The organism is Thermanaerothrix sp. (assembly GCF_056331585.1).
This window is the reverse complement of the sequence record NZ_JBWGPQ010000008.1, coordinates 18384-43012: the sequence shown is the minus strand read 5'-3', so window position 1 is coordinate 43012 and position 24629 is coordinate 18384. Positions and strand designations below refer to the sequence as shown.

Below are 24629 nucleotides of genomic sequence, written 5' to 3'. Positions count from 1 at the left end.
CTTAGGCGCGGAATCTTCTGTGGAGAGATCAAGCATGAAAAAGTTGATGGGTTTTTTCCTGTTAGTCTTATTCTTCCTAAGTGCATGCGCGCCGGCAAAACCGGCCGAGGCGGTGACCATTCGGGTTGCTCTTCTTCCCATTTTGGATGGACTGCCCATTGTGGTCGCTCAACAAGAGGGTTTGTTTGAGAAATACAACGTCAAAGTTGAGATTCTTCCGGTCAGTTCGGGGCCTGAGCGGGATCAATTGGTGGCTGCCGGGCAGGCAGATGCAATGATCAATGAGTTAACGTCGGTGATGTTCTTCAATAAGGAAACCCCACAGGTACAGGCGGTACGCTTTGCCCGTACGGCAACAGCAGAGCAAGCTCTTTTCCGTGTTTTGGCGGCTAAGGGGGCTAATATTCAAAAGGCAGCGGATCTGAAGGGCGTTCCGATCGGGGTATCGCAAGCGACAGTCATTGAATATCTGACCCAGCGCCTGTTAGAAGTTCAAGGCTTCCAGCCAGACGAGATTCAGACGATTTCGGTGCCGAAAATTCCCGACCGCATGGCGCTTCTGGCCAGTGGGGAACTGAAAGCTGCCATGTTGCCGGAACCGTTTGCTACCTTGGCGGAGCAGCAGGGTGCAGTTCCGCTCTTTGATGATAGGCTTGCCCCGGAGTATTCCTTCAGTGTGATTTCTGTACGCAAGGCGCTCATTGATCAGCATCCGCAAGCGGTAAGAGGGTTTTTGGCCGCCATTGAAGAAGCGACCCAACACATCAATGCCGATCCCCAGAAATACAGTGGGCTGATGGTCGAACAAAAGATGGTGCCCGCACCCTTGGCCGAGGGTTTTCGCGTGCCCACCTACCCCTTGAAGGGGGTGCCAACCGAAGCGCAATTTATCGATGCGCTGGTATGGGCGAAGGCGAAGGGCTATCTGGATAAAGACCTGACCTATAGCGATTGCGTCAATCCAAAATTGCTGCCCTGAGAGGATGATCGAGGTCGAATCCATCACGTTTGGCTATACTCCCAGTGCGCCTATCTTTGAGGATTTTACCTGGCGCGCCGGGCGCAATGAATCCTGGGTAATCCTGGGACCATCGGGCTGTGGCAAGAGCACCTTGCTTTCCTTGCTAGCCGGTCTGCTGCGCCCCCAGCGGGGTGTGGTTCGCATTGATGACAAAGTACTCATCCGCCCACGTCCGCAGACCGGGTTAATCATCCAAGATTATGGATTACTACCTTGGGCAACGGTGCGCGAAAACGTGCGGTTGGGTTTACGCATTCGTAATTTCTATGGCGCCGATGGTGTTCACGCCCCCCGCGATTACCGCCCAACGTTGGATGTGGAACCCTGGCTGGAACGGTTGGGATTGCTTTCGGTCGCCGAGCACTATCCTGGCCAGATTTCTGGTGGTCAACGCCAGCGCACGGCAATTGCTCGCACCCTGGTCTTGAATCCGGATGTCTTGCTGATGGATGAACCCTTTGCCTCATTGGATGCACCAACGCGCGAAAATCTACAGCGCTTGGTACTGGATCTGTGGCAAGAACGGGGCTTAACCTTGGTTCTGGTCACCCATTCCATCGAAGAGGCGGCGCTGATGGGGCAGAAAATCTTGCTTTTGGGGAGGATGCCTAACCGCTTAGCCCGAGTGATTGAAAATCCCGGGATGCTTCGGTCCGGCTACCGGGATTCATTGGCGTATCATGACCTCTGCCGTCAATTGCGTGCCTTGTTGGAGGAAGTATGAGCCGGCGTCATCTACTTCTGGCCGGGTTAGCGTTGGTGGCGCTTTGGCAAGGGGCGGCGATGTTAGTTCGTCAACCCGTTTTGCCACCCCCGACAGAGGTCGGAGTGGCGTTATGGGAAGAAATTTGGAACGGTTCGCTGGGCGGGCATTTTTTAGCCAGCCTATGGCGGGTGGTAGCCAGTACACTGCTGGCCATTTTTACCGCGGCGCCAGTGGGCTTGATTTTGGGGCAGTCGCGGCGCCTTAATGCTTTTTTTGCGCCGGTTATTTACCTTCTCTACCCCATTCCAAAAGTGGTCTTTGTTCCGGTGGTATTGCTTTTCCTCGGTATTGGGGATCTTTCCAAAATCGTGGTGATCTTTTTAATTTTATTTTTCCAGATTTTGGTGCTGGTGCGCGATCAGGCGGCAGGTTTACGCCCGGAACTCATCCTGAGCGTGCGCAGCCTGGGGGCAGGCCGTCTAGCGCTGTTTCGCTTTGTCTATCTTCCGGCCAGTTTGCCTGCTATCCTAACGGCGTTACGTCAATCCATTGGAACAGCGGTGGCTGTGCTTTATGTTGCCGAGCTCTTTGCGACGCAGAAGGGTCTGGGATATTACATCTACCTCAACGGCAGCGCGCTTTTGAACTACCCCGCTATGTATGCGGGTGTGGTGGCCATGAGCGTGTTGGGGTTAGGGTTGTATTTTTTGGTGGATGGGATGGAGAAACGCTGGTGCCACTGGCAGACGGCCGCTTGATCTGCTTCACGAACGCTAGGAAAACAGGATTTTTTCGAGCACAATTCCAAGTGAAAACAGCAGGCTAAACACCATTACCAGCTGTGCACTCCCGGCCAGAGAATGATTGAGCGCCCGTCCCCGGTTTGACCAGACCCCACGGGTGATCCGAACGGCTAGCGGCAGTGAAGCCAGAGCAAGCAGTGCACCCAGAGGTAGGACCCCGGTTATACTTAAAGCGATGGTAACCAGGTATGCGAGGATCAATAAAACAAGATATTCCCGCCGCGTCCAGGCTTCACCGAAGCGAACGGCTAAGGTATGTTTACCGCTGGCGCGGTCGGTGGGGATATCACGGAGATTGTTAACGACGAGGATGTTGACAATCAAAAGCCCGATGGGAATAGACACCGCTACGGCCCCAGCGCTCACCTGCCGCGCTTGAACGTAGTAAGTGCCTATAACTGCGGCCAAGCCAAAGAAGACGAAGACGGCCACCTCTCCCCATCCGCTGTAACCATAAGGGCGCGGCCCACCGGTATAGGCCAGAGCGGCCAGAATGGACGTTAAACCGATTAATAGTACTGGCCAACCGGCCAGCGCGATCAGGTAAATACCTATCAGACTCGCCAGGCCAAACACGACCATGGTGCCGGCCAAGACATGGCGTGGCTTTAGTAACCCGGCTTGGGTGACGCGCAACGGCCCCAGGCGCTCCGCGGTATCTGCGCCTTTTTGGTAGTCGAAGTAATCATTCGCCAAGTTAGCGCCAATTTGTAGCAATAAAGCACCTGCCAGCGCGGCCAACGCTGCTCCCCAATGAAAGTGTCCTTCCGCCCATGCCAGTGCGGTGGCGGTAATGACCGGCGACGCCGCGGCAGGGAGCGTCCTTGGACGGCTGGCCAGGACCCAAGCGTGCCAGGAAGCGCTTGTGGGTGAAGGGTTCCCTTCCATCGAGACGGGCTGTATTATACCTTGAACATCGAGATGGTTGAAACCTTTTTAATCCTTTGATAAACTCAATGGGCCTCTTGAGGTGGAGCAGGGAAACCTTGCAACTGGAATGAGGGCGTGCGGACGGATTGGGCTTCGCTGAACTCTTTTCGCAAAAGTTCGCCCGGACGATAAACAAAGAGGTATTCCAAAAGAGAATCGCGCACTTTGGGTTCCAAGGTATCAAATGCGCCGCCGCCCTCTAGCCATCCTTGTTCATCGGCACGGCGCAACATCACCGATTTTAAGATGACATCAATACAGGGATGGTATGGGGTGCTAAAGGTCAAGCGGCCGCCCGACAGGGTTGTTTTGGCAGCAAAAGGCGCTTGGACCCAAAAGCCCACTCCGCTCAGGGAAAGATTGTAGATTTTCGCAGGATACTTATGGCCATCATGCTCCAAGCACCCCTGGAGATTTACCGAGAAGCGATAATGGCGGCGTTCGTGCCGGCGGCTGAGCACTTCTCGCACCCCCAGATAAACCACGGCGGCGTTGTAGGCCCCCCAGAACACCACAATCCAGAAGGCTTCGCGACTCAGGCCGGTGATTCCTGAAAACAGGAGGCGAAAACTGCCGAACAAAAGCGCCCCGATCATGGCGCCCAGCAAGGCAAAGTGCAAGCGCAGGGCACTGCGTTCTTTTTCATACACCGAGCGGTCTACCGACTTGGGTGTGACCTGGAATTTGAGCGGTTTGTTGACCAGCAGGACCAGAAGGGACTGAATAAAAACGACCATGCGTAAAAAGGCGTAGATTTCACTCTTGAAGTAACGGAAATAGCCTCGTCCTCCTAACTGATTGGCGACGATATTCAGGATGAAATAGGGCGTCCAGAAGAGCAGAAAGCGCGGCAGTTCAACCCGCATCGGAAGCACGTTAAAGAGCAAGATCACGACCGGCATCATCAGGAAGATGAATTTCTGCACCGATTCAATGTACGCCAAAAAACTGGCCAAATAGGAGAGCCGTTGTTTTAGAGTTAACCCGGGTATCCAAAGCGGGCTCTCTTTGCTGCGGTAAAGTTGCATCGTGCCTTGCGCCCAGCGTAAGCGTTGGAGCAAGTAAGCGGTGATGGTCTGTGGGGCAATGCCAAAAGCCAGGGACTCGTTAACAAACAGGGATTTCCAGCCGCGGCTGTGTAGGCGCACTGAGGTATGGATATCTTCGGTGATTGTTTCGGTGGCGACACCACCCACCTCTTCCAACGCCTTGCGACGGATGACCGAGGGACTGCCACACCAAAAGGCGCTGTTGGTGTAATTTTTACCTGGCTGGATGACGTGGAAGAAGAGTGATTGCTCGTGCCAGGTGGGTTTGCTCTGGTCGTGTTGTACCGAGTCGAGGTTATAAAATTCCTGCGGCAGTTGGACAAAAGCCAGCCGTTCATCCTCGAAATAGCCCAGCGTGCGTTCTAAGAAGTCTGGCTGCGGTACCATGTCGGCATCCAGCACGACGATGAAATCTCCATCGGTGTGCTTGAGAGCGTGGTTAAGATTGCCGGCTTTGGCATGGCGGTTGTCGGGACGGGTGATATAGCCTACGCCAAATCGCTCTGCCAGTTGACGCACTTCCTCGCGCCGTCCATCATCGAGCAGGTAGGTGCGGTGAGGATAAGTCATCAGACGGCAGCCGGTGAGGGTTGCCTCTAGAATCTCCACGTCTTCGTTGTAAGTAGGGATAAAAACATCCACTTTTAACCCCGGACGCGGTGGGCGGTAAGGAACGGGGGGATCGATGTGGCGGGTCATCCAGGAAAAGAGAAGGTAATTGACCACGCTAAACGCCTCGGCTCCCCACAGTAACCAGGAAAGGAAAGGCACCTCGGGATTGATGGTTTCGATGGCACGCCAGGCAAGGTAGAAAATCATGTAGGCGCCCACGAAAAGGGGAATCCAGAAGTGCCAGTCAACCCGACGCAAAAGACGCCATAAGGATGGAGAGGAGATACGTTTTAGCTCCATATGTGCTTCTATCCCTTATCTGCTTTTTAGTATGAAATGACGTTCCCGTTCTTTAAATAAAAACACTGTTAGATAGGCATAAAATGGATGTAAAATTTATGTTTGAAAAATCTACCCGTGGCTTAAGAGATCATCATATTAGGGGGATGGTATAATCCCAAGCGATGGCCTCGCTTGTTGCTTTAGATCTGGAAACGACCGGCACCGATCCGGCGCGCGACGCCATTATTGAGATTGGCGTCGTGCGGTTTAACGGCCCGCGGGTGGAGGAGACCTGGAGCACTCTGGTCAATCCCGGGCGGCCGATCCCCCCGGCGATCACCCAACTGACCGGGATTAATGACGTGATGGTGCGTGATGCGCCGCCGTTGCATGCGGTTTTGCCGCGCCTGGAACGGTTTGTGGGAGATGCCATCGTTGTGGGGCATAATATTGGGTTTGATCTAGGATTCTTACGGCGGCAGGGAGCCTTGACGCTGGTCGAAGCGGTGGATACCTATGAACTGGCAGCGATTCTCATGCCCTCTGCGAGCCGGTATAACCTGGGATCATTAGGACAGTTGCTCGGCATTCCTCTGCCCAATTCACACCGAGCGCTGGACGACGCGCGCCTGACCCATGCGGTCTATCATCGTTTGTATGAAAAGGCACTCTCTCTTCCTGATGACATTGTGCAGGAATTGGTGCGCTTAAGCGAAACGCTGGACTGGAAAGGATACTGGTTCTTCAGCGAGGTGCTTCAGCAGCGTGCGCGTGAGGGTATCCGAGCGAATGTGATACCTCGTGATGGGCGTGGATGGTTTCAACCGCTTAATGCGGAGTGGTTGGCGCGTCCTTTGGAACCTCGTGAGTCGCCCGTCCCGTTAGATGTTGAGGAAGCGGCGGCTTTATTAGAACCAGGAGGCGTCTTTTCACGCCTTATGCCCGGGTTTGAGCACCGTTCTGAACAGGTTGCCATGCTACGAGCTGTGGCACAGGCGCTTTCGGAAGGGTATCATCTGTTGGTGGAGGCCGGCACCGGTACGGGAAAGTCATTCGCCTACTTGATCCCGGCGGCGTTATGGGCGTGGCAAAACGGGCGCCGCGTGGTGATCTCTACCAATACCATCACCTTGCAGGAACAATTAATCAAAAAGGACATCCCAGATCTGGTGAAGGCCTTAGGATTGGATCTGCGTGCCACAGTGATGAAAGGGCGCGTTAACTACCTGTGTCCGCGCCGTTTGGAGGCGCTGCGTCAGCGGGGACCACAAAGCGTGGATGAGTTGCGCGTTTTGGGCAAAGTCTTAGTCTGGTTGTGGGAAGGGGGGAGCGGAGACCGCAGTGAAATCACACTCCACGGAGCTGCAGAGCGTGAAGTGTGGCAACGCCTTTCGGCTGAGGATGAGGAATGTAAGGCCGAGACTTGCCTCAAACGCACTGGTGGGGCCTGTCCGTTTTACCGCTCCCGGCAAGCTGCACTTAGCTCACATTTAGTGGTGGTCAACCATGCCCTCTTGCTGGCGGATGTTGTGGCCGGCAATCGTGTTATCCCCGAGTATGAGGGGCTGATTGTAGATGAAGCCCATCACCTGGAGGAGGCGACCACCAATGCCCTCAGTTATCGCGTCACTCGCGAAGATTTGGCGCGCATGTTGCGGGAGTTAGGGGGAACCTCGAGCGGGATCTTGGGGCATGTGCTCACCCAGCTGCGTAACGTCCTGCGACCCTCGGATTTCGCCGCGGTGAATCGAGAAGTTCAACACCTTACTGATTTGGCGTTTCAAGTTGAGCAAGATTTGGGGCAATTTTTTACTGCGCTAGACATCTTTCTTGACTATGAACGGGAAGGGCAGCCGTTGGGTATGTATGGGCAACAGGTGCGATTATTGCCCGGCAATCGCCATCAACCAACCTGGGAGGCGGTGGAACTGGCTTGGCAGGCAGTGCACGAACGCTTGGTGGCGCTTGTAGCGCGCGGCGAGCAGTTCGTACAAGCCTTGGGCGATGTATTGGGGCTGGCGCCTGAGGAATTAGATGATGTACTGGGGTCTCTCAATGGGGTATTGCGCCGCCTAAGTGAAGCTGATCACCAAATTACCGCGCTGGTAAGCCAACCCAATCCGGATTTTGTTTACTGGGTTGAAACTAGCGGTGGGGCTAACCGCATTGCGTTGCAGGTCGCACCGGTGCATATCGGGGCGCTGATGGAAAAATACCTGTGGAATGAAAAGCGCAGTATTGTGCTCACCTCGGCCACCCTGACGACCCAGGGAAATTTTGATTATCTGCGCAATCGTTTGAATGCTTTTACCGCCGATGAACTGGCGTTAGATTCGCCCTTTGATTACCAGAACTCAACCTTATTGTACATCGTCAACGATATTCCCGAACCCAATGGGGGCGGAGATTATCAGCGCAAAGTTGAGCAGGTGTTGGTGCAATTGGCGAAGGCAACCGGTGGGCGCATGCTGGTGCTCTTCACGTCGTATGCTCAATTGCGCCGTACCTCTGAAGCGATTACCACTCGTCTACTGGAAGCGGGTATTCAGGTCTATGAGCAGGGAGAGGGGGTGTCATCAAATTTGCTTTTAGAATCATTCCGTGAGAGCGAACGCGCAGTTCTGCTAGGAACGCGCGCGTTTTGGGAGGGCGTGGATATCCCCGGTGAAGCGCTTTCAGTGCTGGTCATTGTGCGTTTGCCTTTTGATGTACCATCCGATCCGATAGTTGCGGCCCGGGCTGAGACATTTGAGGATCCCTTCAATGAGTATCACTTGCCCGAGGCGATTTTGCGCTTTCGGCAGGGGTTTGGTCGCCTGATTCGTACTCAGACCGACCGCGGCGTTGTGGTTATTTTGGATCGGCGTGTCCTCTCTAAGAGTTACGGAAAGGCCTTTTTAGAATCCCTGCCTCAGTGCACAATGCGTGTGGCTTCGATGCAGGAATTACCCGCTGCTGCGGCACGGTGGTTGAATTTGTAGGTGTCAGGTTTTGAGTGGGGCGGGGGATAGGGGGCTCTTTAAGGCTTATCCCGATAAAGGGATGAATTTTGAAAGGAATCTGCGGCTTGTGCCCAAAGTTCTGTGTTATTATAAATCACAGGGGAATGAAGGCTGAAAATCCGGATAGAGATTAACTGAAAAAGGAGAGTTTATGTTTGCCACTACGCTAATGGATCAGATTGCCGCCCACCTTGATTTCTTGGGTTATGAGACCTCGTGGGGTGAGGATCGCGTTTTATTTGCCCGCCATCCGCGCCATTTTAATCTGATCGTGAAGGATTACGCCTTTGGTGTCCTGTTTACCACGTTTTTTAAGGTCAATGATAAGGGGCTATCGCATCGCAATGAGGTTTATCAGGCGGTGAATGCGTATAATCGGTTGGCGCGGGTCTGTCGAGGGTATTTAGATAAAGATTTTGATCTGGTGGTCGAGGCCAGTTTTCCTAACTTTTATGATAAGGGTGTCTTTGGGTCATTCATGGATACATTGAACGAGGATCTGCGGGCGCTGGCCGACGAGGGAATAGGCTTGCGGCAGTTTGTGCTCTAAACGACAAATATCGCAAACCATTTTCGGTTCGGAATAAAAACCCTGGTAATAAAAACTGACCAGTTGAACCCCATCTCAAAGGATGGGGAATACACGATGATATCTCTACAACCCTGGTTGAATGATCATGACGTTTCTTCACCATTTAGGATTTTTTGAAGGGTGAGGGCATTGAATGGGGCAAAGGCTTCAAAATCGTTATTGAAGAAGACGTACACCGTGTCTGCTCCTTGATCCACAGCCTGTTGTATCCAATAGGCGATTTCGTTAAGTTCATCATGCGTGTAGTTATGATAATACCAATGACTGCGGCCATGCAGTCGAAAATAGGCTGACGTAGCCGTAACCCAACCTAAGGGGTGACTCTTGGGTGAATCGGCTTCGCAAAAGGTGACACCGAGTTCGGTGAGCAATGATCTGGTATCCTCGGTGAGCCAACGCGGGTGACGGAATTCCACGGCCACCCGCGAGGGATCCTCGAACGCCAGGAGGGCATTGCGCAGGCGCGAGAGATCGTAGGGAGTGCTAGGCGCTAGTTGCAATAAGATCAGCCCTAGCTTCTCACCGAGTAAGTTAGCCGATGCCCAGAAAGTGTGGATATCCTCTTCAACCTCTACCAGGTATTTCCGATGGGTAATGGTCTTAGGGGCTTTGAGCACGTAACGAAAACCCGGTGGCGCCTGAGTTGCCCATTTCAGGTAGGTTTGATCTTTGAACGTGCGGTAAAACGTAGCGTTGATCTCCACAGTATTGAAATGTTGTGCATAATAGGCAAAACGTTGACTGGCTGGTAGATTTGAAGGATAAAAGCGACCCTGCCAATGAGGGTAAATCCAACCTGACGTGCCGATATAAAAATGAGAGCGAGAAAGTCCAGACTCAATCATCAGCAAGAACAAGCCACCGAACGTGGATGCGGAATGCTTGACGACTTGGTTTATTCTCATTATAATAATGATCGCGCTGCGGGGTAGAGCAGTGGCAGCTCGTCGGGCTCATAACCCGGAGGTCGGTGGTTCGAATCCACCCCCCGCTACCTGTAAAATGAAATCCGCCTTCAGAGGCGGATTTTGCTTTTAACTGGCAGGAAACCCTAACCTGAAAATAGTGTCGAGATTCTTGACGGATTTGTGTTCTAATTCTAATATATAAGCAGTAATATATAACAGTTATGGTATTCAGATTGATCGTGTGAAGGGCGATCAGTAAATGCGTTCCGGCGGCATGCCCGCTGCTGTGAGGGCAAGGATGGATATCCAATCTTTCATTTACATAAAGGGGAGCCTATGAACGGTGATGTTTCAAAAACGGTGGTGGTCGTTGGATCGGGTGCTGCGGGTATGACGGCAGCGCTGGCGGCAAAGGAAGCCGGCCTTGAGCCTATCATTGTTGAAAGCATGGACGCCATCGGTGGGTCCTCAGGGATGTCGGGCGGGGGAATGTGGATTCCCAATAATCCCCTCATGCTTAAGGCTGGGGTGCCCGATTCCTATGAGCAAGCCCGCTTGTATATGGATACCGTGATCGGCGATGTCGGTCCGGCCAGTTCACCCGAGCGCCGCGAGACCTATTTGCGCGAAGGTCCGCGGATGGTGGAATGGCTCTTGCGCTTAGGATTTCGCTTTTTCTATACCCCGGGCTATGCTGATTATTATCCTGAACAGCCTGGGGGGAGTGTCAAAGGACGGTGCATCGAACCTGATTTCTTTGACCTCAACAAGTTGGGTGCTTACAGAAACAAGATCAACGGTGCCCTTCCCCTGGCACTGCATACCTTAGATGCCTCTAAAATCTCACTCTCGTTTCGCCTTTTTTCGGCTTTTCTCCATACCGCCTACGTGATCGGGATTCGCAGCATTGGCAGCCGGCTGATCGGCAAGTCGTTGACCGGCCTCGGTGGTGCCTTGATTGGTCAACTCCTGTACCTCGCGTTGCAGCGCGCCATCCCCATTTGGACTAATAGCCCCATGGTGGAGTTGATCTACGAATCTGGAAAGGTCAAGGGCGTGGTAGTGGAAAAAAAGGGTAAGCGCATTGCTGTTTATGCCAGAGCGGTGATTCTAGCCGCGGGTGGTTTTGCCCATAATAATGAGATGCGGCAGGTCTATCATCCTCACCCGATTACCACAAATTGGACAGTAGCCAGTCCCGGTGATCTGGGGGTAGCTATCCAAGCCGGGATGGCTATCGGCGCCGCTACGGCCTTGATGGATGAAGCCTGGTGGGGGCCGGTGTTTATTGATCACAAGGGCAAAGCACAGTTCATGCTTTGGGAACGCTCAGCACCGTTTGGGTTTATTGTGGACAGTTCCGGTCAACGGTTTATGAATGAGTCCGCCTCATATGTGGATTGTGGGCATTGGCAGTACGAACGCCATAAACAGGTGCCAGCGATCCCTGCGTTTTTAATTATGGATTCGCGGCATCGAAAGTATTATCCCTTTGGGATGATGCTGCCGGGGATCACACCCAAAGAATGGTTCGAATCGGGCATGATGGTTAAGGCGAATTCGCTACCCGAGTTGGCACGGGCTTGTGGAATCGATGCGGAAAACCTCGTAAAAACGGCAGAGCGCTTCAATCGCTTTACCAAGACCGGCAAAGACCTGGATTTTCACCGTGGAGATAGCGCCTACGACCGTGTTTACAGCGATCCAACGGTCAAGCCCAACCCCAACCTTGGGCCAGTAGAGCGGCCGCCATTCTATGCGGTACGAGTGTGGCCCGGAGACCTGGGGACTAAGGGTGGTTTGTTGACCGATGAATGGGCGCGGGTCTTACGTGAGGATGGTCAGCCTATCGAGGGATTATATGCTGCCGGCAATACGACGGCTTCGGTGATGGGGCGTACTTATCCTGGCCCTGGTGCCACCCTTGGCCCAGCGATGGTCTTTGGGATGATTGCTGGTCGCCACGCGACGACTCTGGGTTAAGCGAGAAGAACGCGTGGTAGCTAACGTAAGAGCGAGGGTTGGGTGATCTGCGCTAACCCCCGCTTGCTTAATCCCGAGGGCAAGTCTTGGGTGTATCGGTTAAGATATGTCGGTGGTGATACAATCTCCGTAAGGGAGAAATGTCCGTAGGAAGAAATGAGCAGCATGGAAATTGACTATATCCTGCTTGGACTGATCAAGTTGTACAAAGAGGTAACCGGCTATGAATTAAACCGGATTATCCGCGATTCAAATCGCTACTTTATCTCGGTATCCCTGGCTTACATTTATCCGGTGCTCAAGCGTCTGTATCAGCGAGGTTGGGTGACCTATGCGGCTATGCCGATCCCCAATCGTCCAGATAAAAAGGTGTATCGTATCACACCCTTGGGTGAGCAGGCCTTACAAACCTGGCTCGAAGCCCCGATAGAACCGGATATGTATTTTCGATCTTTTTTGCTCAAAATGCAGTTTGCCACCCTCATGAGCAAGTCAACGATTCTGGTTCACATTGAACGCGAGATGCAACGCCTGGAAGAAAAGATCCGTGATGTGAATCAACTCTCCAACTGCATTGACTCGGGAAAACTGGATGCCCGAAGCTGTGAGGTACTAGCACGGATGGCTCAATTACTCCGTGATACGGATCATTTGCGGATCGAGTGGTTGAGGCGCTGGCAAGAAAACTTAGAAAACTGCAATGCGGCACCTGAGTTTCCTCAGTGATGATCTTGGTCCATCGTTCCTGGAGGGTTGAAAGGGGTTTTCTGGTAATCTTGCTCCAAGGCTGCTAATTGCTTTTCTAGGGCTTCCAGATCTTTTTTCTCCTGCTCCCATGCGGCTTTGGCTTGAGCTGTCAGTTGCCTTTTGGTTAGTAAGCTGGAAACGCTGCGCTTTCGGCCTCCGAACAGACTCATGAGCAACTCACCCCCAGCGCCCAGTTCTTCGATCCGCCGTTGCGAAAACTCGTCTTCCTTTCGCTTAACCTCAGCCTTTTGGCGCTCAATGCGCTCCTTCAAGGCATCTATCTTGCGTTGATAGGTCTCTTCCAGTTGGGCTTTCTCGGCGCGAATGGGTCACTTGAGCGGCTTGCTCATATTGTTTTCGAAAGTCCTCTTCTGTAACCGCGGGGCTGGCGTAGACTTTGAGTGCTTCGTTGGCACGCAAATAAATGGTTCCACGAAGTGAGTTTTGGCAAGAGTGGCTATAGTTACATAACGTCTTGAACGCCTGTGGGTTGCCTCACTGTTGTGGTGTGAGTTGAGTGTCGGGCCCAATTTACCCTCTTTTTCCTCGTGCTATAATCTCTCCTGAGCCATGGCTGAGTCGAAAACCCCTACCGAGTCCTCCTCCTCACCGCTGCGGCGCTCGGCTTTGCGCCAGGTAAATTTGCGCCTGATCTTGCAGCCGGGCGAACATTATCACCTGAATGTTACCACCCTAACCCCTGAGGGTGAACCCCTGGAAACCCATACCCTGGCACTGAGTAACCCACCGCAGAATGCTGAACCACTCCCTTTGCCATCTTGGGTGACTGAGGCAGTACCCTCGTCGGGTGCGAGGTTCTGGCAGCATCTTTGGTCGCGTGTGCAAGCCCTGCCGTGGGTGAGCGTTTTGACCGTGCTGGTCATAGCCTTTTATGCATTCACGCGTCTGGTAGGTTTAGACCGTTTCCCGAGCTATTTCTTCAGCGATGAAGCCGTGCAAACACTTTTAGCTGCCGATTTCCTACGCGATGGCTTACGCAATTATGACGGCGAGTTTCTCCCTACCTACTTCGAGAACGGCGGTCAGTACAACTTGAGCCTGTCGGTGTATCTCCAGGTGTTGCCTTATCTGCTCTTTGGCCGCTCGGTGATCGTCACGCGGGCAACGTCTGCCTTGATTACCTGTTTGGCGGCGCTGTGGGTAGCGCTAATAATGCGCCGAGCCTTTGGAAGTCGTTTCCCCTGGTTGGCAACGTTAATTTTGACCGTCACACCGGCCTGGTTTTTGCATTCGCGCACGGCGTTTGAAACGGCTTTGGCAACCAGTTTTTACGCTGGCTTTCTTTACTATTACTTGCGCTATCGCTTGGAGCAGCCGCGTTATTTGCGCTCTGCCGCCCTTATGGCTGCGCTAACCTTTTACAGTTACAGCCCGGCCCAGGTCGTGGTGGCGGTGAGTGTCGTTCTGCTGGCGGTACTCGATGTTCGCCATCACTGGCGGCACCGCCGCGAGGTGGGACAGGCACTGGGGTTAGGGGTGCTTCTGCTTCTGCCTTATGTTCGTTTTCAACTCACTTATCCCGGCGAAACGCTGCGTCATCTTGAAATCTTGCGCTCGTACTGGCTGCAGCCTCTGCCGTTAGAGGAGAAATTGCGCCTGTGGGGGCAGGAATATCTGCAGGGGCTCAATCTGCTCTACTGGTTTCGTCCTGATCCGCCGGATTTGATCCGTCATGTCATGAAAAATTATGGGCATTTGTGGCGCCCCGGGTTGCTCTTCACACTCATTGGTATTATTTTGGTAATACGTCACCTGCGACAACCGGCCTATCGTACCTTATTGGTGGCTGTATTGGCAGCACCGAGTGGAGCGGCCATGGTAGAGTTGGGGGTGACACGGGCGCTGTTTATGGTGATTCCGGCGGCACTGCTTACAGCATTAGGGCTGGAATGGGTGATCCGGCGCATAGGGCAAAGCCTGGCGAGTTGGCTAATACCCTCAGTTACCCTAAATGTGCTCGCCGGCATTACCTTTGCCGGGTTGAGCCTATATGGGCTGGAGATGCTCCATGATTCATTGCACAATGCGCCCCTGTGGTACCGTAATTATGGGCTAAACGGCATGCAGTACGGTGCACAGCAAATTTTTGCCGCTGTACAAGACTACCTTCAGGCTCACCCGGGGACTAAAATTCTGGTTTCACCGACCTGGGCCAACGGCACTGACGCCCTGGCGCGCTTCTTTGCCGGCGATCCTCTGCCGTTTGAATTGGGAAACATTGATGGTTTTGTGAATGAGTATCGTCCTGAACTAGAAACCCTGGTATTCGTGATGACCCCGGAGGAATATGAGCGTGCCCGTAATAGTCCTAAGTTTACGGGGCTCCAAATTGAGCAAATTTTGGCATATCCCGATGGTCAGCCAGGGTTTTACTTTGTCCGCCTGCGCTACGTGGACAATATTGAGGCCATCCTTGAAGCGGAGCGCCAACGGCGTCGCCTTTTGGTTGAAGGACAAATTACCTTGCTTGATGGCGGTCAAGCCCAGGTGGCGTACTCTTACCTCGATATGGGAGAAATTCAGCATGCCTTTGACGGTGATCCCACGACAATGATCCGCACCTATGAGGCGAACCCGCTGCGTATTCAGTTAACGTTCTCTGACCCAAAGTTAATTCATACGTTTACGTTTCGGGTTGGCGGTGTGCCCACTCGGGTGACCGTGCAGTTGTGGACGCCGAGTACGGCCGAGGCGATAATCGTGAGCCAAGAAGTGGGAGAAACGCCACTCCCGCGTGAGGTGACCCTGAGCCTACCGGCGCCGCAAGAGGTGCTCCGGATGGAGATTGAGGTTTTAAACGTGCGCGATGGTGAGCCAGCGCATGTGCATTTGTGGGAGGTGCAGTGGCGGTGAATGGATCGGGCCAACGCGCGCGACGCAGTTGGCACCATTGGGCGTTGCTCGGGGGAATGGCCTGGTTTACCCTGACTCAGGCAATGCGCTTGGTCCAGGCCATCGCATTATGGTCGTGGCTAATGGGGATTCAGTTATGGCCTGGCCCGACCTATCTTGCTGTGACGGGTTTAATCTGGGCGCTAGCCGGAGTGGTAGGCATCGTGGGGTTATGGAAACGCCGAGGTTGGGGGCTACGTTTGTGCGAGGCGACTTTGGTGGCCTGGATTGCGTGGAACTGGGCGGATCGACTTTGGGTTTCGTCTTCTCCCACCGGGCTGTGGAACTGGCCTTTTGCCTTGGCGGTTAACCTTATCATGTTGATGGGTGTTTTCCTGTTAACCCATGCCGAAAGAAAGGATGACTATGGTATCAGAGACGAGTAATGAAGAGGAGATTGAAGTTAAGTTTTATATCCGATCCCCGCAGCGGTTGCATCAGCAGTTGTTGGTATTAGGGGCGGAGGAAGTCCGACCCCGCCGTTATGAACTCAACCTGCGTTTTGATTATCCCGACCGCCGCCTGACGCGCGAGCACCGCGTGCTGCGCTTGCGTCGCGATGTCAAGGTTATGCTCACCTATAAAGGTCCTGCCCAACCCGACCTGCCGGTGAGCACAAGGCGTGAGATTGAGGTGGAAGTGGATGACTTTGACGTGGCGCGCCATCTGCTAGAGGCATTGGGGCTGGAAGTAAGTGTTATTTATGAAAAATGGCGTACCACTTATCGCTTAGGCGCGGCAGAAGTGGTTATTGACGAAATGCCCTATGGGATATTCTGTGAGATCGAAGGGCCAGATGCCGCAACGATTGAAACGACGGCGCGGCGTTTGGGTTTGAACTGGGATACCCGTATTCGCCAGAGTTACCTGGCGTTATTTGAAACGGTAAAGCGTGCTCTTCGCATTGAATCCCCCCACCTGACGTTTGAGGCATTTAGCGAGGTAAAAGTAATGCCCGAAGATTTAGGAGTGTGCTTTGCTGATGAGGAATAATGACCCTATGATGTGGTGCTAAGGAAGGCCATCAATGCCTGGATAAAAGCTGAGGGGTTTTCACGCTGTGGCCAATGTCCGCATTGGGGCAAGATGGTCAGTTGTGAACCGGGCAAACGTCGGTGAGCTTCATAAGCGCATTCGAGCGGCACCAAGCGGTCGTTTTCCCCGTGAATAAATAACGTGGGGACTTTAATCTTATTCAAGCGATCTAAATAGACGGTGCGTAAACCATTCTTAAGCACCTCATGGCGCTGGAAGGCGCGAAAGGCACGCCCGGCATGGAGTTTGCGCACCTCTTCCCACACAGCGCTCATCAAGTTGGAGTCAATTTTTCGCGGGTCATAAAAGACTTGCCGGAGTGAGGCTTTAACCAGCGCGGGGTAGCGTGTGATAATCCACCAGGTCAGGCGGTTAAGCCAATCCAGTTGGATCAGCCAGTACGACCAGCGATGCGCCGGGGCAAAACGCTGTAACCCATAACTGTCCACTGGTATCAGGCGTTGAACGCGCTCGGGGTGGGTGAGGGTCAGCCCAATCGCAATTCCCCCACCCATTGATACTCCAGCCACAGTGACTCGTGATAAATTGAGGGTGTTCAGGAGAGCCGTAACAAAGTCAATATAAAAAGCCATGGTGTAAGGGATATCCGGATGGGCACTGTCGCCATAACCAGGTAAATCAGGTGCATAAACTCGGTGGGTTTCAGCCAATGCAAGGATGATGGATTCCCAAGAGAGGCGCGCTGAGTCCACCCCGCCGCCATGTAAGAGCAGAATGGCTTGTTCGTCTTCGCCCATGCAAAACAGGTGCGCGGTTAATCCCTGGACCTCGAGAAACAAGTCTTTTAGGACCATTGTCGTATTCCTCTCATTATGGGCCGGGATAATTCCCACCCAGAGTAGCCGTAGCGCCGGGTTCGGGATATCCACCGGGCTGGGTAGGAGAGAGGGTACCTGGTGGATAATAACCTGGGCCGGGTGTGGCCGTAGGTCCACCAGGAACAGGGGTACCAGATGTGGGGCGTGGGGTGGCAGTTGGTGGAATCACCAGCGGAGGCGAGGGGGGTGTTTGTCCCGGATAAACCCATGATGTGGGGGTGGGTTGGATACCACTCAGGCGCTCGCTGATGTCACGTACGTAGTCAATCGCGCTTTGACAGGCAGGTTCCAGATGTGCGGCCACGTGTTCCCAATCGAGCGGCTCGCCGGCAGCGTAAGCCCCGCGGAGAGCGCGCAATAAACATCCTGGACCAGCGTTGTAATTCACCAAAGTGAAGCGCCACAGGTCGGTGTATGAACTGATCTCGCCAGCCCTGCGACCGGTCAGGTTGCTAATCAGGCGTCCGACCTGCTCGCAATTGGCTTTGAGCCCTTCGGCGAAAACACGCACGCTGAATTGCGCCTGGGTCAGGTCAATTCCGGCCGGGCACTCGGGGCAACTGGCATTGACTTGGCGCACCAGCGCGCCGCGCAACATTGCCTGTTCTTCTGCTTTGAGGTTACCAAACCCCAAGTCACAGCGCGATTGATGCAATACCAGGGGGCAAAACTGGGCAAAGAAACCGGGATTCCAGAGCAAAAGTGTGTCGGCGCCGTTCTCGGTGAGTTGTCCTAACCCTGCTTCGCGATAAGATTGGTAAATGCCCGGCCAAAACTGACTTTCGCGACTGAAGATGTTCTTGAGCAATTGGGCCGGGACACGACTTTCCTGGGCAACTTGCCAGATCTCTTCATCAAAACGATTTTGCCATTCTAGAACTAGGTCATAAGCGCGTTGTACCCCACAGGCGTTGGCGATCAAGGGAGCTTGTAATCCACCGGAGGGGCAGTCTGTGGCATCCACCTCGCCCCGGCTGATCAAGATGCCGGCTAAATAATAAAGCGTGAGCGAAGAGTACAAGGCTTGAGGATCTTCTGGGGTGCTGAGCCAGGGCGGCGGTCCGCCAGGTTCAGGAAAGGCCTGCCAAGTTTCGGCGCAACTGGCTGGTGCGCTACCGCGCCATTGAGAACTCAGGATGTCTACGTAATAGTAGGGTTGTTGATCGGTGTTTCCCTCCGGCGCCATGAAGTCGCCTTGTGGCAGCACGCGTACCAGTGCCGTGTAGTGGGGGCTAGAATCCCCATAAGAAGAGTCAGCCCAAAATTCCAGCGTTTCCCCGTTCAGGCCGGTCGGGCGTAAGGGAATAGAACAGGTGGCACCGCGGCAAGTAAAGGGTTCGCCACCTAAACTACCATTCACGGCGATAATGATTTCATTAGGGAGCGGTTCTTCGGCTTCCAGTCGCAGTAGAGGTAACCTATCACATTGCCCTGGTGGTAACTCAGGGCTGCAGCCTTCCAGATTTAACCAAACCGTCGGCAAGGGGAGTTCAACCTCGATCTCACGAGCGGCTTGCCATTGTTCAGCCAAGTGAAGATAGTACCCTGGGCACGACGTTAGAGGCTGATCAGGGGTGGAAAGGACACAGGGTTGGGTGTTGCGCCAGAGGTTATAGACGTGAGGTTCGCACCAAGTGCGGATTTCATCCGCGTATGGCAACCCTTCATGTTCGATGACCAACTCGCAGGCAATCCAGTTCGTGCGCCACTCAACCACCCACCACCGGTAGGCTGTATACTCAAAGGTCAATGTGGTTCGGCGGGCGTAGGGTTCCTCTGTGGGGGTGGATTCTTCGGCCCGAGCAATCGGGGTTGATGATGAACTCAGCCCGATCAGGACCAGGGCCAAAATTCCCCCTAATGCGGCGATTTTTCGAGCCATACCTGACCTCATTCGCGGCTTCCCAACCTTCGGGTCTCTCATGCATAAAGTGTACCATACCCCTTGGGGCTAGGTTGCTTTTCCCAGTTCATTCTCCAAGCGGGATTGTCCCCATACGCGCATGAGTAAGGCGTAGAATTGGATCATTTTGCCTAAGTTCTCGATAGAGAGGTGTTCATTGACACCATGAATTCCTTCGAGATCAGTGAAAGTTAGGGCATAAGGGGTAAAGCGATACACTTGGGGGCTTATCTGGGCGTAATAGCGCGCATCGGAGGCCATGACCATCAAATAAGGGGCAACCAGAGCCTGGGGGTACACGCTGGTAATAACTTGATAGAGGGCCTTGTAGGCAGAGGTGTGGTTAGATGAAATGGGCGATGGTGCCCAGGCGGCACCTGGAACGATCTCGATTTGAACGTTAGGATCGTTTACAACGCGGCGCACGTGTTCTAAAACGGTAAAGGGGCTCTCGCCCGGCAGGATGCGGGCATTAAGCCAGGCTTCAGCTTGAGGTGGGAGCATGTTTTCTTTTACGCCCCCGCGAATCAAGGTCGGGGTGAGCGTGGTACGGATTAGCGCGTTGGTGCGTGGATCTTGGCTCAGGCGGTGGGTTAGCCATGATCCAAGCAGCCAGGTATTGGCCAGCAGAAATTGCAGGGTGGGTGAGGCGGCACTACCCGCAGCGCTAAAGAGATCCTTTATGTGATCAAGACGAGCCGGGAACGGTTCGTCATTCAAGCGGGTGAGGGCTCGAGCCAGGCTTGAAATTGCAGTCTCGCGGGGTGGAAGCGCTGCATGACCACCTTCGCCTATGACCTTCAGGTGCAGGACGGTAAAACCCTTTTCGGCGACGCCGATCAGAGCCAGGGGGCTTTCGATGCCACGCACGACCTCCTCGGTCACTGCACCGCTCTCGTCCAGCACGGCCATAGGGTGAATGCCCTGCTCGGTCAGCCAGGTAGCGATTTGGGCTGCCCCGCGTTGCCCTCCGCTCTCTTCATCTTCCCCTAGCGCCAAGTAGATGGTGCGTTCGGGCTGATAGCCTTCTCGCAACAGCAACTCAACGGCTTCAAAAATAGCAATTAGTGGGCCCTTCATATCCAAGGCGCCGCGCCCCCAAACGGCGCCTTCGGCAATAACTCCCAGCACCAACTCAAAGGGCGGGTAGCGCCAGCCACTGGCAAGCCCTTCATCGGCGGGAACCACATCAACATGTGCTGAGAAGAGCACTGGCGCAAGGTCAGGTTGACGCCCATGCCAAATATAAAGCCGGCTATCTCGGCCAAAGTGAAGACGTTCCAGGATGGCATGAACGCGGGGATAACATTGTTCCAACCAGGTCTGAAAGGCAATAAAGGCGTCTGGTTTGGGGGGTGATTGATTGATGAGCGTGATGGTGGGGAAGCAGAGTGCCTCAGCTAAGTGTTCGGCGGCGATATCGACGTCACATTCGGGTACCAGAAGAGGGGGCAGCATAAGCGGCGGGCGGACAAAGCGCGCCGTACGTATGAGCATGATGGCGAGGAGAAACAATAAAGCAGCAGGAATCAAAGCTAAGAGCTGTGGCATTAGCGTCCCCCAAGGTAAATTCTCTATTATTATAGGTCAATTACAGTATCCGAAATGGTGGCTGAAGAGTTCTCTTCGGGTGGGTGAGAAGAACTGTCGGTAGTTAAAAGGTTCTGGCGCACTTGCCTTATAAATTCGGGACTATTGAGCCGTGCTTCCAAAATGTAGGTGAGGTAATCTCGAAGAATCCGCTCCATTTCCGTCGTGATCGCAGGGTTGGGGCGGGCTCGGCGGGCTTCGGTGTAGGTGCTGCGCTGCAAGTGACGCAGATAGCGCAAGGCATTCATGGATACAGGCCGCGCTGAGGGCTCAGCCTTGCCACAGGTTGGGCACAGTACACCCCCTAACGAGGACGAAAAATACTGATCTTCAGGTTGTATTAACCGGCGGCAGGTGACGCATTCGGTCAGTTCGGGGCGGAAGCCGGCCAGATCCAGGATATGCAATTCGAAATAACGCAAAATGAGCGCGGGCGGATCCAGGTTTTCGTCCAGCCGGCGCAGAGTATCCACCAGCAAACGGTAGAGGTTGGGGTTGGGACCTTCTTCGTAAGTCAAGCGTTCTAATAATTCCGCCACATAACTGGCATAGCCAATACCTTCAAGGTCTCCGTGCAGGGCTAGATTGGCTTCCAGGGTTTCAGCTTGGGTGACGATCCACAGATCGCGTCCACGCGCCAGCACCAGAGCAACGCGGGTAAAGGGCTCCAGGTGGCCAGCCTTGCGTGAGCGGATGCGGCGCACCCCTTTGGCTACTGCCCGCATTCGTCCGTACTCGCGGGTGAAGAGGGTAAGCAAACGGTCGGCTTCTCCCCATTCCTGGTGCTCGAGCACCACGGCTTCAACTTTAAGCACGCGTTCCTGAGCCAAATTCATGACTGCCGTTGAATTGGATTGGTGATGAGGTTACCGATCCCGTAAGTTTTGCGGCCCAAAGGCATGGGGTAGGAGATCGCTTACGGTGGCTTCCTGGAGGATTTCACCCCGAGGATTGGCGATAATGACCAGGGTATTTAAGCCAAATTCGCTCAAAACCTGGCGACATGAGCCGCACGGAAATCCGCCATCCTGGCTGACCACGGCAATGGCAATAAACTCACGTTCCCCTTCGGAGATGGCTTTGAAGACAGCAACCCGTTCGGCGCAAATGCCATCCGGGTAGGCCGCGTTCTCGACATTGACGCCGTCATAAATCTTCCCTGAGGCCGTTAACAGGGCGGCACCAACAGTATAGCCTGAGTAAGGGGCATAAGCCCACTGGCGGGCTTCAAGCGCTGTGGCTACTAACTGCTGGCGTGTTGTGCTGTCGAGCATCATTTGCTTCCTCCTCGGTTGGGGTTTGGACGGGTTGACGGATGGCATGAACGCGGCGGATACGGCGACCACTGACCTGCTCTACAATAAACGTCCAATCATCTACTTGGATCTGCTCCCCGCCCAGCGGTACTTTGCCCACGACGCTATAAATGTACCCTCCCAGAGTATCCGCAATATCGGTATCTAGACTTAAGTCGAGCAAATCGTTCACGTCATCCAGGGAGAGCCGTCCATGCAAGACGTACTCATCCGGGCCGAGTTTTTGGTAGGGCAATTCTTCGCTCTGATCATATTCATCCCGAATTTCACCCACGATTTCTTCAACAATGTCTTCAAGGGTGACCAGGCCGGCGGTGCCCCCGTATTCATCCACCACAATGGCCATGTGAATACTGCGTATCTGCATCTCGCGCAAGAGATCATCCACCTTTTTGGATTCGGGCACGAAATAGGCCGGGCGCAGGAAAGGGCGGATATTTGATGGCTTCTCGGGTTCGAGTTGAATGCGAAGAAGGTCTTTTGCGTAGAGCAGGCCTATAATATTATCTATGGTTTCCTCGTAAACCGGGACGCGGGAATGACCAGATTGGGTAAAGGCGCGGATCGCCTCTTCCACGGTAGTGCTGGCTTCTAGCGCCAGGATGTCAATACGGGGCACCATGATTTCGCGTGCCAGGGTATCCCCGAACTGGAAGATCGAATAGATCATCTCGCGCTCACCCTTTTCTAGACTGCCTGGCGTATCCTCGTTTTCAACCCAGGCACGGAGTTCGTCTTCGGTGACGGCGTGCGGCGAGGCTTCCACGGTCACCCGCCCCCTGCGCAGGGCGATCAATAGAACTGTTGCAGGACGGACCAGAAAACCCAATAAACGATAAAAGCCATAAAGGCGTAAGACCCATGTTTCGGCATGGGGTGCAATAGCACCTTCCAATAGATACTCGATGGCTAGAATGACACTACCCGCCAGCGCCACTCCCAACCAGCTGGTGACCAGGGTTGGACCTATCCGTAGCAGTGCTTGCCACAAGGCCCAACCCAAGAGCAAGTGCAAAAGGGAGAGGAGGAATCGTAACCCTATCCGCAAGTGAGGATCTTCCAAAAGGCGGATGGCGCGTTCGACTTCCTGTTCTCGTCCCTCAGCCCGCAAAATAAGACGTCCACGCTGAGTGCCGAGCAATGCGGCACGTAGTAGCGTGACCCCCCAATCTAAAAGCAGTAAGACAATTAACCCGATATTGAGAAAATTACTCATAGTGAGGAGACAAATCTTCTGAGGTGGAGATGGCCGATAGCAATTGCCTTGGATCGGCGCTTCCAACAAGGAGCGTTCCCTGGGAGGGAAAGATGGATGTGCCGGGTGATATCTGCTGACCTTGCAATGCGCACCCTACCAGATGGCAATTTTCACCCACTGTGACATCTTGCAGCAACGTAAAGGGGCCGATACGGCAGTTTTCCCCAATTTGGGTTTTACCACGTAGGGAGGTAAAGGGATAAATGACGGTGTCCATTCCGATTTTCACGTCAATTTCGATATACGTGCTGTTCGGATCCACAAAGGTGACGCCCTGGTCCATCCAGGCTGAAATGATGCGCTGCCGCATGATGGCCTCGGCCTCGGCTAAGTGAGCGCGGGTATTGATCCCCAAGGCTTCCCGCGGATCTTCAAGCACCAATGCCTGCACGTTCAGACCGTTTTGAGCGGCGATTCCAACGACATCAGTAAGGTAATACTCCCCTTTGGGCGAAAGCGGCACACGGCGTAGGGCGTCCCAAATCCAATCGGCCCTGAAGCAGTAAACACTGGCGTTGAGTTCACGGATGGCCAATTGCTCCGGTGTTGCCTGGGCTTCTTCCACGATCCCTTGCACCTGACCATTGGGCCCGCGCAAGATCCGCCCGAAGCCATAGGAGTTCTCGTTGATCAGAGTAACCAGGCTTAGTGGCCCGGAATTAGTGGCTTGGAGCGCGATCAGGCGGCGAAACGTGGTTGGTGTTAATAAGGGCATATCCCCAGTAACCACCAAAATGAGATCTGTCTGACCGACCAAAAGCGGCTCTGCCATTTTTAGGGCGTGTGCCGTTCCCAGTTGTTCGGCCTGGTAAGCAAAACGCACCCCATCACCGATGGCTTGACGCACTTGATCAGCCCCATGTCCAATCACAACAACCGGCGGCTCAGTTGTCACGACGCGCACGGCGCGCAGAACGTGATGAATGATCGGTAAGCCAGCCAAAGGATGAAGAACTTTAGGCAGAGCGGATTTTATCCGCTTGCCGTAGCCGGCGGCCAGGATGACAGGGGTGATACGTTGACTCATAGATGTGACTTTCCTCCACAAAACAAACGAGTCTTGCCAGGCGTTGCCCTAGCGGCAAGACTCACGGGGTAGGATGTGCGGCGTGATGACGAAGATAAGGGTGGGTCTTGGGC

The 24629-nt window shown here is 53.9% G+C and carries 21 protein-coding genes and 1 tRNA gene; 11 read left to right on the top strand and 11 right to left on the bottom strand.

The window, feature by feature from the left end; genetic code table 11:
* Window positions 1-34: 34 nt before the first annotated feature.
* Genes AC01YT_RS04780 through AC01YT_RS04770 form a run of 3 tightly spaced genes read left to right on the top strand, consistent with a single transcriptional unit; the run spans window position 35 to window position 2485 of the window.
* Window positions 35-979 carry an ABC transporter substrate-binding protein gene (locus tag AC01YT_RS04780; RefSeq protein WP_424912205.1) on the top strand — a complete coding sequence of 315 codons (945 nt, stop codon included), beginning with the start codon at window positions 35-37 and terminating at the stop codon, window positions 977-979.
* A 4-nt stretch (window positions 980-983) separates the two neighbouring features.
* Window positions 984-1745, top strand: a complete 762-nt coding sequence (locus AC01YT_RS04775) for an ABC transporter ATP-binding protein (protein WP_476673176.1) — start codon at window positions 984-986, stop codon at window positions 1743-1745.
* A complete protein-coding gene (locus AC01YT_RS04770; protein ID WP_424912207.1) occupies window positions 1742-2485 on the top strand; it encodes an ABC transporter permease in 744 nt (247 codons plus the stop codon). The genes AC01YT_RS04775 and AC01YT_RS04770 overlap by 4 nt, the downstream gene beginning before the upstream one ends.
* A 15-nt stretch (window positions 2486-2500) precedes the next feature.
* Here AC01YT_RS04770 and AC01YT_RS04765 read toward each other — a convergent pair whose 3' ends face one another.
* Both AC01YT_RS04765 and AC01YT_RS04760 read right to left on the bottom strand, forming a co-directional pair.
* Complete coding sequence (locus tag AC01YT_RS04765; RefSeq protein ID WP_424912208.1) at window positions 2501-3418, bottom strand: 1,4-dihydroxy-2-naphthoate polyprenyltransferase; 918 nt, start codon at window positions 3416-3418, stop codon at window positions 2501-2503.
* A gap of 65 nt (window positions 3419-3483) precedes the next feature.
* Window positions 3484-5421, bottom strand: a complete 1938-nt coding sequence (locus AC01YT_RS04760; protein WP_476673173.1) for a glycosyltransferase — start codon at window positions 5419-5421, stop codon at window positions 3484-3486.
* Between the two features lie 164 nt (window positions 5422-5585).
* Between AC01YT_RS04760 and AC01YT_RS04755 the strand changes: the two genes are divergently transcribed.
* On the top strand, window positions 5586-8384 hold the full coding sequence (locus AC01YT_RS04755) for a helicase C-terminal domain-containing protein (RefSeq protein ID WP_476673171.1): 2799 nt from the start codon (window positions 5586-5588) through the stop codon (window positions 8382-8384).
* A 172-nt stretch (window positions 8385-8556) separates the two neighbouring features.
* Window positions 8557-8955, top strand: a complete 399-nt coding sequence (locus AC01YT_RS04750; RefSeq protein ID WP_476673169.1) for a hypothetical protein — start codon at window positions 8557-8559, stop codon at window positions 8953-8955.
* Between the two features lie 125 nt (window positions 8956-9080).
* Here AC01YT_RS04750 and AC01YT_RS04745 read toward each other — a convergent pair whose 3' ends face one another.
* Window positions 9081-9842: a DUF72 domain-containing protein gene (locus AC01YT_RS04745; protein WP_476673167.1), complete on the bottom strand. Its 762-nt coding sequence runs from the start codon at window positions 9840-9842 to the stop codon at window positions 9081-9083.
* Window positions 9843-9919: 77 nt separating this feature from the next.
* On the opposite strand from AC01YT_RS04745, the gene AC01YT_RS04740 reads away from it, so the two are divergent.
* The 3 genes from AC01YT_RS04740 (at window position 9920) to AC01YT_RS04730 (ending at window position 12614) form a co-directional block, all read left to right on the top strand.
* A tRNA-Met gene (locus AC01YT_RS04740) sits at window positions 9920-9991 on the top strand.
* A gap of 250 nt (window positions 9992-10241) precedes the next feature.
* The gene (locus AC01YT_RS04735; protein ID WP_476673165.1) at window positions 10242-11888 is read left to right on the top strand and encodes an FAD-binding protein; all 1647 of its coding nucleotides are present in this window, start codon (window positions 10242-10244) and stop codon (window positions 11886-11888) included.
* Window positions 11889-12044: 156 nt separating this feature from the next.
* Window positions 12045-12614 (top strand): PadR family transcriptional regulator, encoded by a 570-nt coding sequence (locus AC01YT_RS04730; RefSeq protein WP_476673163.1) that lies wholly within the window; start codon window positions 12045-12047, stop codon window positions 12612-12614.
* On the opposite strand, the gene AC01YT_RS04725 is transcribed toward AC01YT_RS04730, so the two are convergent.
* Window positions 12608-12907 carry a hypothetical protein gene (locus AC01YT_RS04725; protein ID WP_476673161.1) on the bottom strand — a complete coding sequence of 100 codons (300 nt, stop codon included), beginning with the start codon at window positions 12905-12907 and terminating at the stop codon, window positions 12608-12610. The genes AC01YT_RS04730 and AC01YT_RS04725 overlap by 7 nt on opposite strands.
* Before the next feature lie 298 nt (window positions 12908-13205).
* Between AC01YT_RS04725 and AC01YT_RS04720 the strand changes: the two genes are divergently transcribed.
* The 3 genes from AC01YT_RS04720 to cyaB are packed head-to-tail and all read left to right on the top strand — an operon-like array spanning window position 13206 to window position 16541.
* Complete coding sequence (locus AC01YT_RS04720; protein ID WP_476673159.1) at window positions 13206-15509, top strand: glycosyltransferase family 39 protein; 2304 nt, start codon at window positions 13206-13208, stop codon at window positions 15507-15509.
* Complete coding sequence (locus tag AC01YT_RS04715) at window positions 15506-15934, top strand: hypothetical protein (protein ID WP_476673157.1); 429 nt, start codon at window positions 15506-15508, stop codon at window positions 15932-15934. The genes AC01YT_RS04720 and AC01YT_RS04715 overlap by 4 nt, the downstream gene beginning before the upstream one ends.
* Window positions 15915-16541: a class IV adenylate cyclase gene (gene cyaB, locus AC01YT_RS04710; RefSeq protein ID WP_476673155.1), complete on the top strand. Its 627-nt coding sequence runs from the start codon at window positions 15915-15917 to the stop codon at window positions 16539-16541. Before AC01YT_RS04715 ends, cyaB begins: the two co-directional genes overlap by 20 nt.
* Window positions 16542-16546: 5 nt before the next feature.
* Here cyaB and AC01YT_RS04705 read toward each other — a convergent pair whose 3' ends face one another.
* From AC01YT_RS04705 to AC01YT_RS04675, 7 genes are all read right to left on the bottom strand, one after another.
* On the bottom strand, window positions 16547-17398 hold the full coding sequence (locus AC01YT_RS04705; protein ID WP_476673153.1) for an alpha/beta fold hydrolase: 852 nt from the start codon (window positions 17396-17398) through the stop codon (window positions 16547-16549).
* A gap of 16 nt (window positions 17399-17414) precedes the next feature.
* Window positions 17415-19304 carry a lysozyme family protein gene (locus AC01YT_RS04700; RefSeq protein WP_476673151.1) on the bottom strand — a complete coding sequence of 630 codons (1890 nt, stop codon included), beginning with the start codon at window positions 19302-19304 and terminating at the stop codon, window positions 17415-17417.
* 69 nt (window positions 19305-19373) lie between these two features.
* Complete coding sequence (locus AC01YT_RS04695) at window positions 19374-20876, bottom strand: M20/M25/M40 family metallo-hydrolase (protein ID WP_476673149.1); 1503 nt, start codon at window positions 20874-20876, stop codon at window positions 19374-19376.
* Window positions 20877-20905: 29 nt separating this feature from the next.
* Window positions 20906-21751, bottom strand: a complete 846-nt coding sequence (gene recO, locus AC01YT_RS04690; RefSeq protein ID WP_476673147.1) for a DNA repair protein RecO — start codon at window positions 21749-21751, stop codon at window positions 20906-20908.
* 30 nt (window positions 21752-21781) lie between these two features.
* Window positions 21782-22192 carry a cytidine deaminase gene (locus AC01YT_RS04685; RefSeq protein WP_476673145.1) on the bottom strand — a complete coding sequence of 137 codons (411 nt, stop codon included), beginning with the start codon at window positions 22190-22192 and terminating at the stop codon, window positions 21782-21784.
* A complete protein-coding gene (locus AC01YT_RS04680) occupies window positions 22143-23447 on the bottom strand; it encodes a hemolysin family protein (protein WP_476673143.1) in 1305 nt (434 codons plus the stop codon). Before AC01YT_RS04680 ends, AC01YT_RS04685 begins: the two co-directional genes overlap by 50 nt.
* The gene (locus tag AC01YT_RS04675; RefSeq protein WP_476673141.1) at window positions 23440-24516 is read right to left on the bottom strand and encodes a bifunctional UDP-N-acetylglucosamine diphosphorylase/glucosamine-1-phosphate N-acetyltransferase GlmU; all 1077 of its coding nucleotides are present in this window, start codon (window positions 24514-24516) and stop codon (window positions 23440-23442) included. The genes AC01YT_RS04680 and AC01YT_RS04675 overlap by 8 nt, the downstream gene beginning before the upstream one ends.
* Between the last annotated feature and the right edge of the window lie 113 nt (window positions 24517-24629).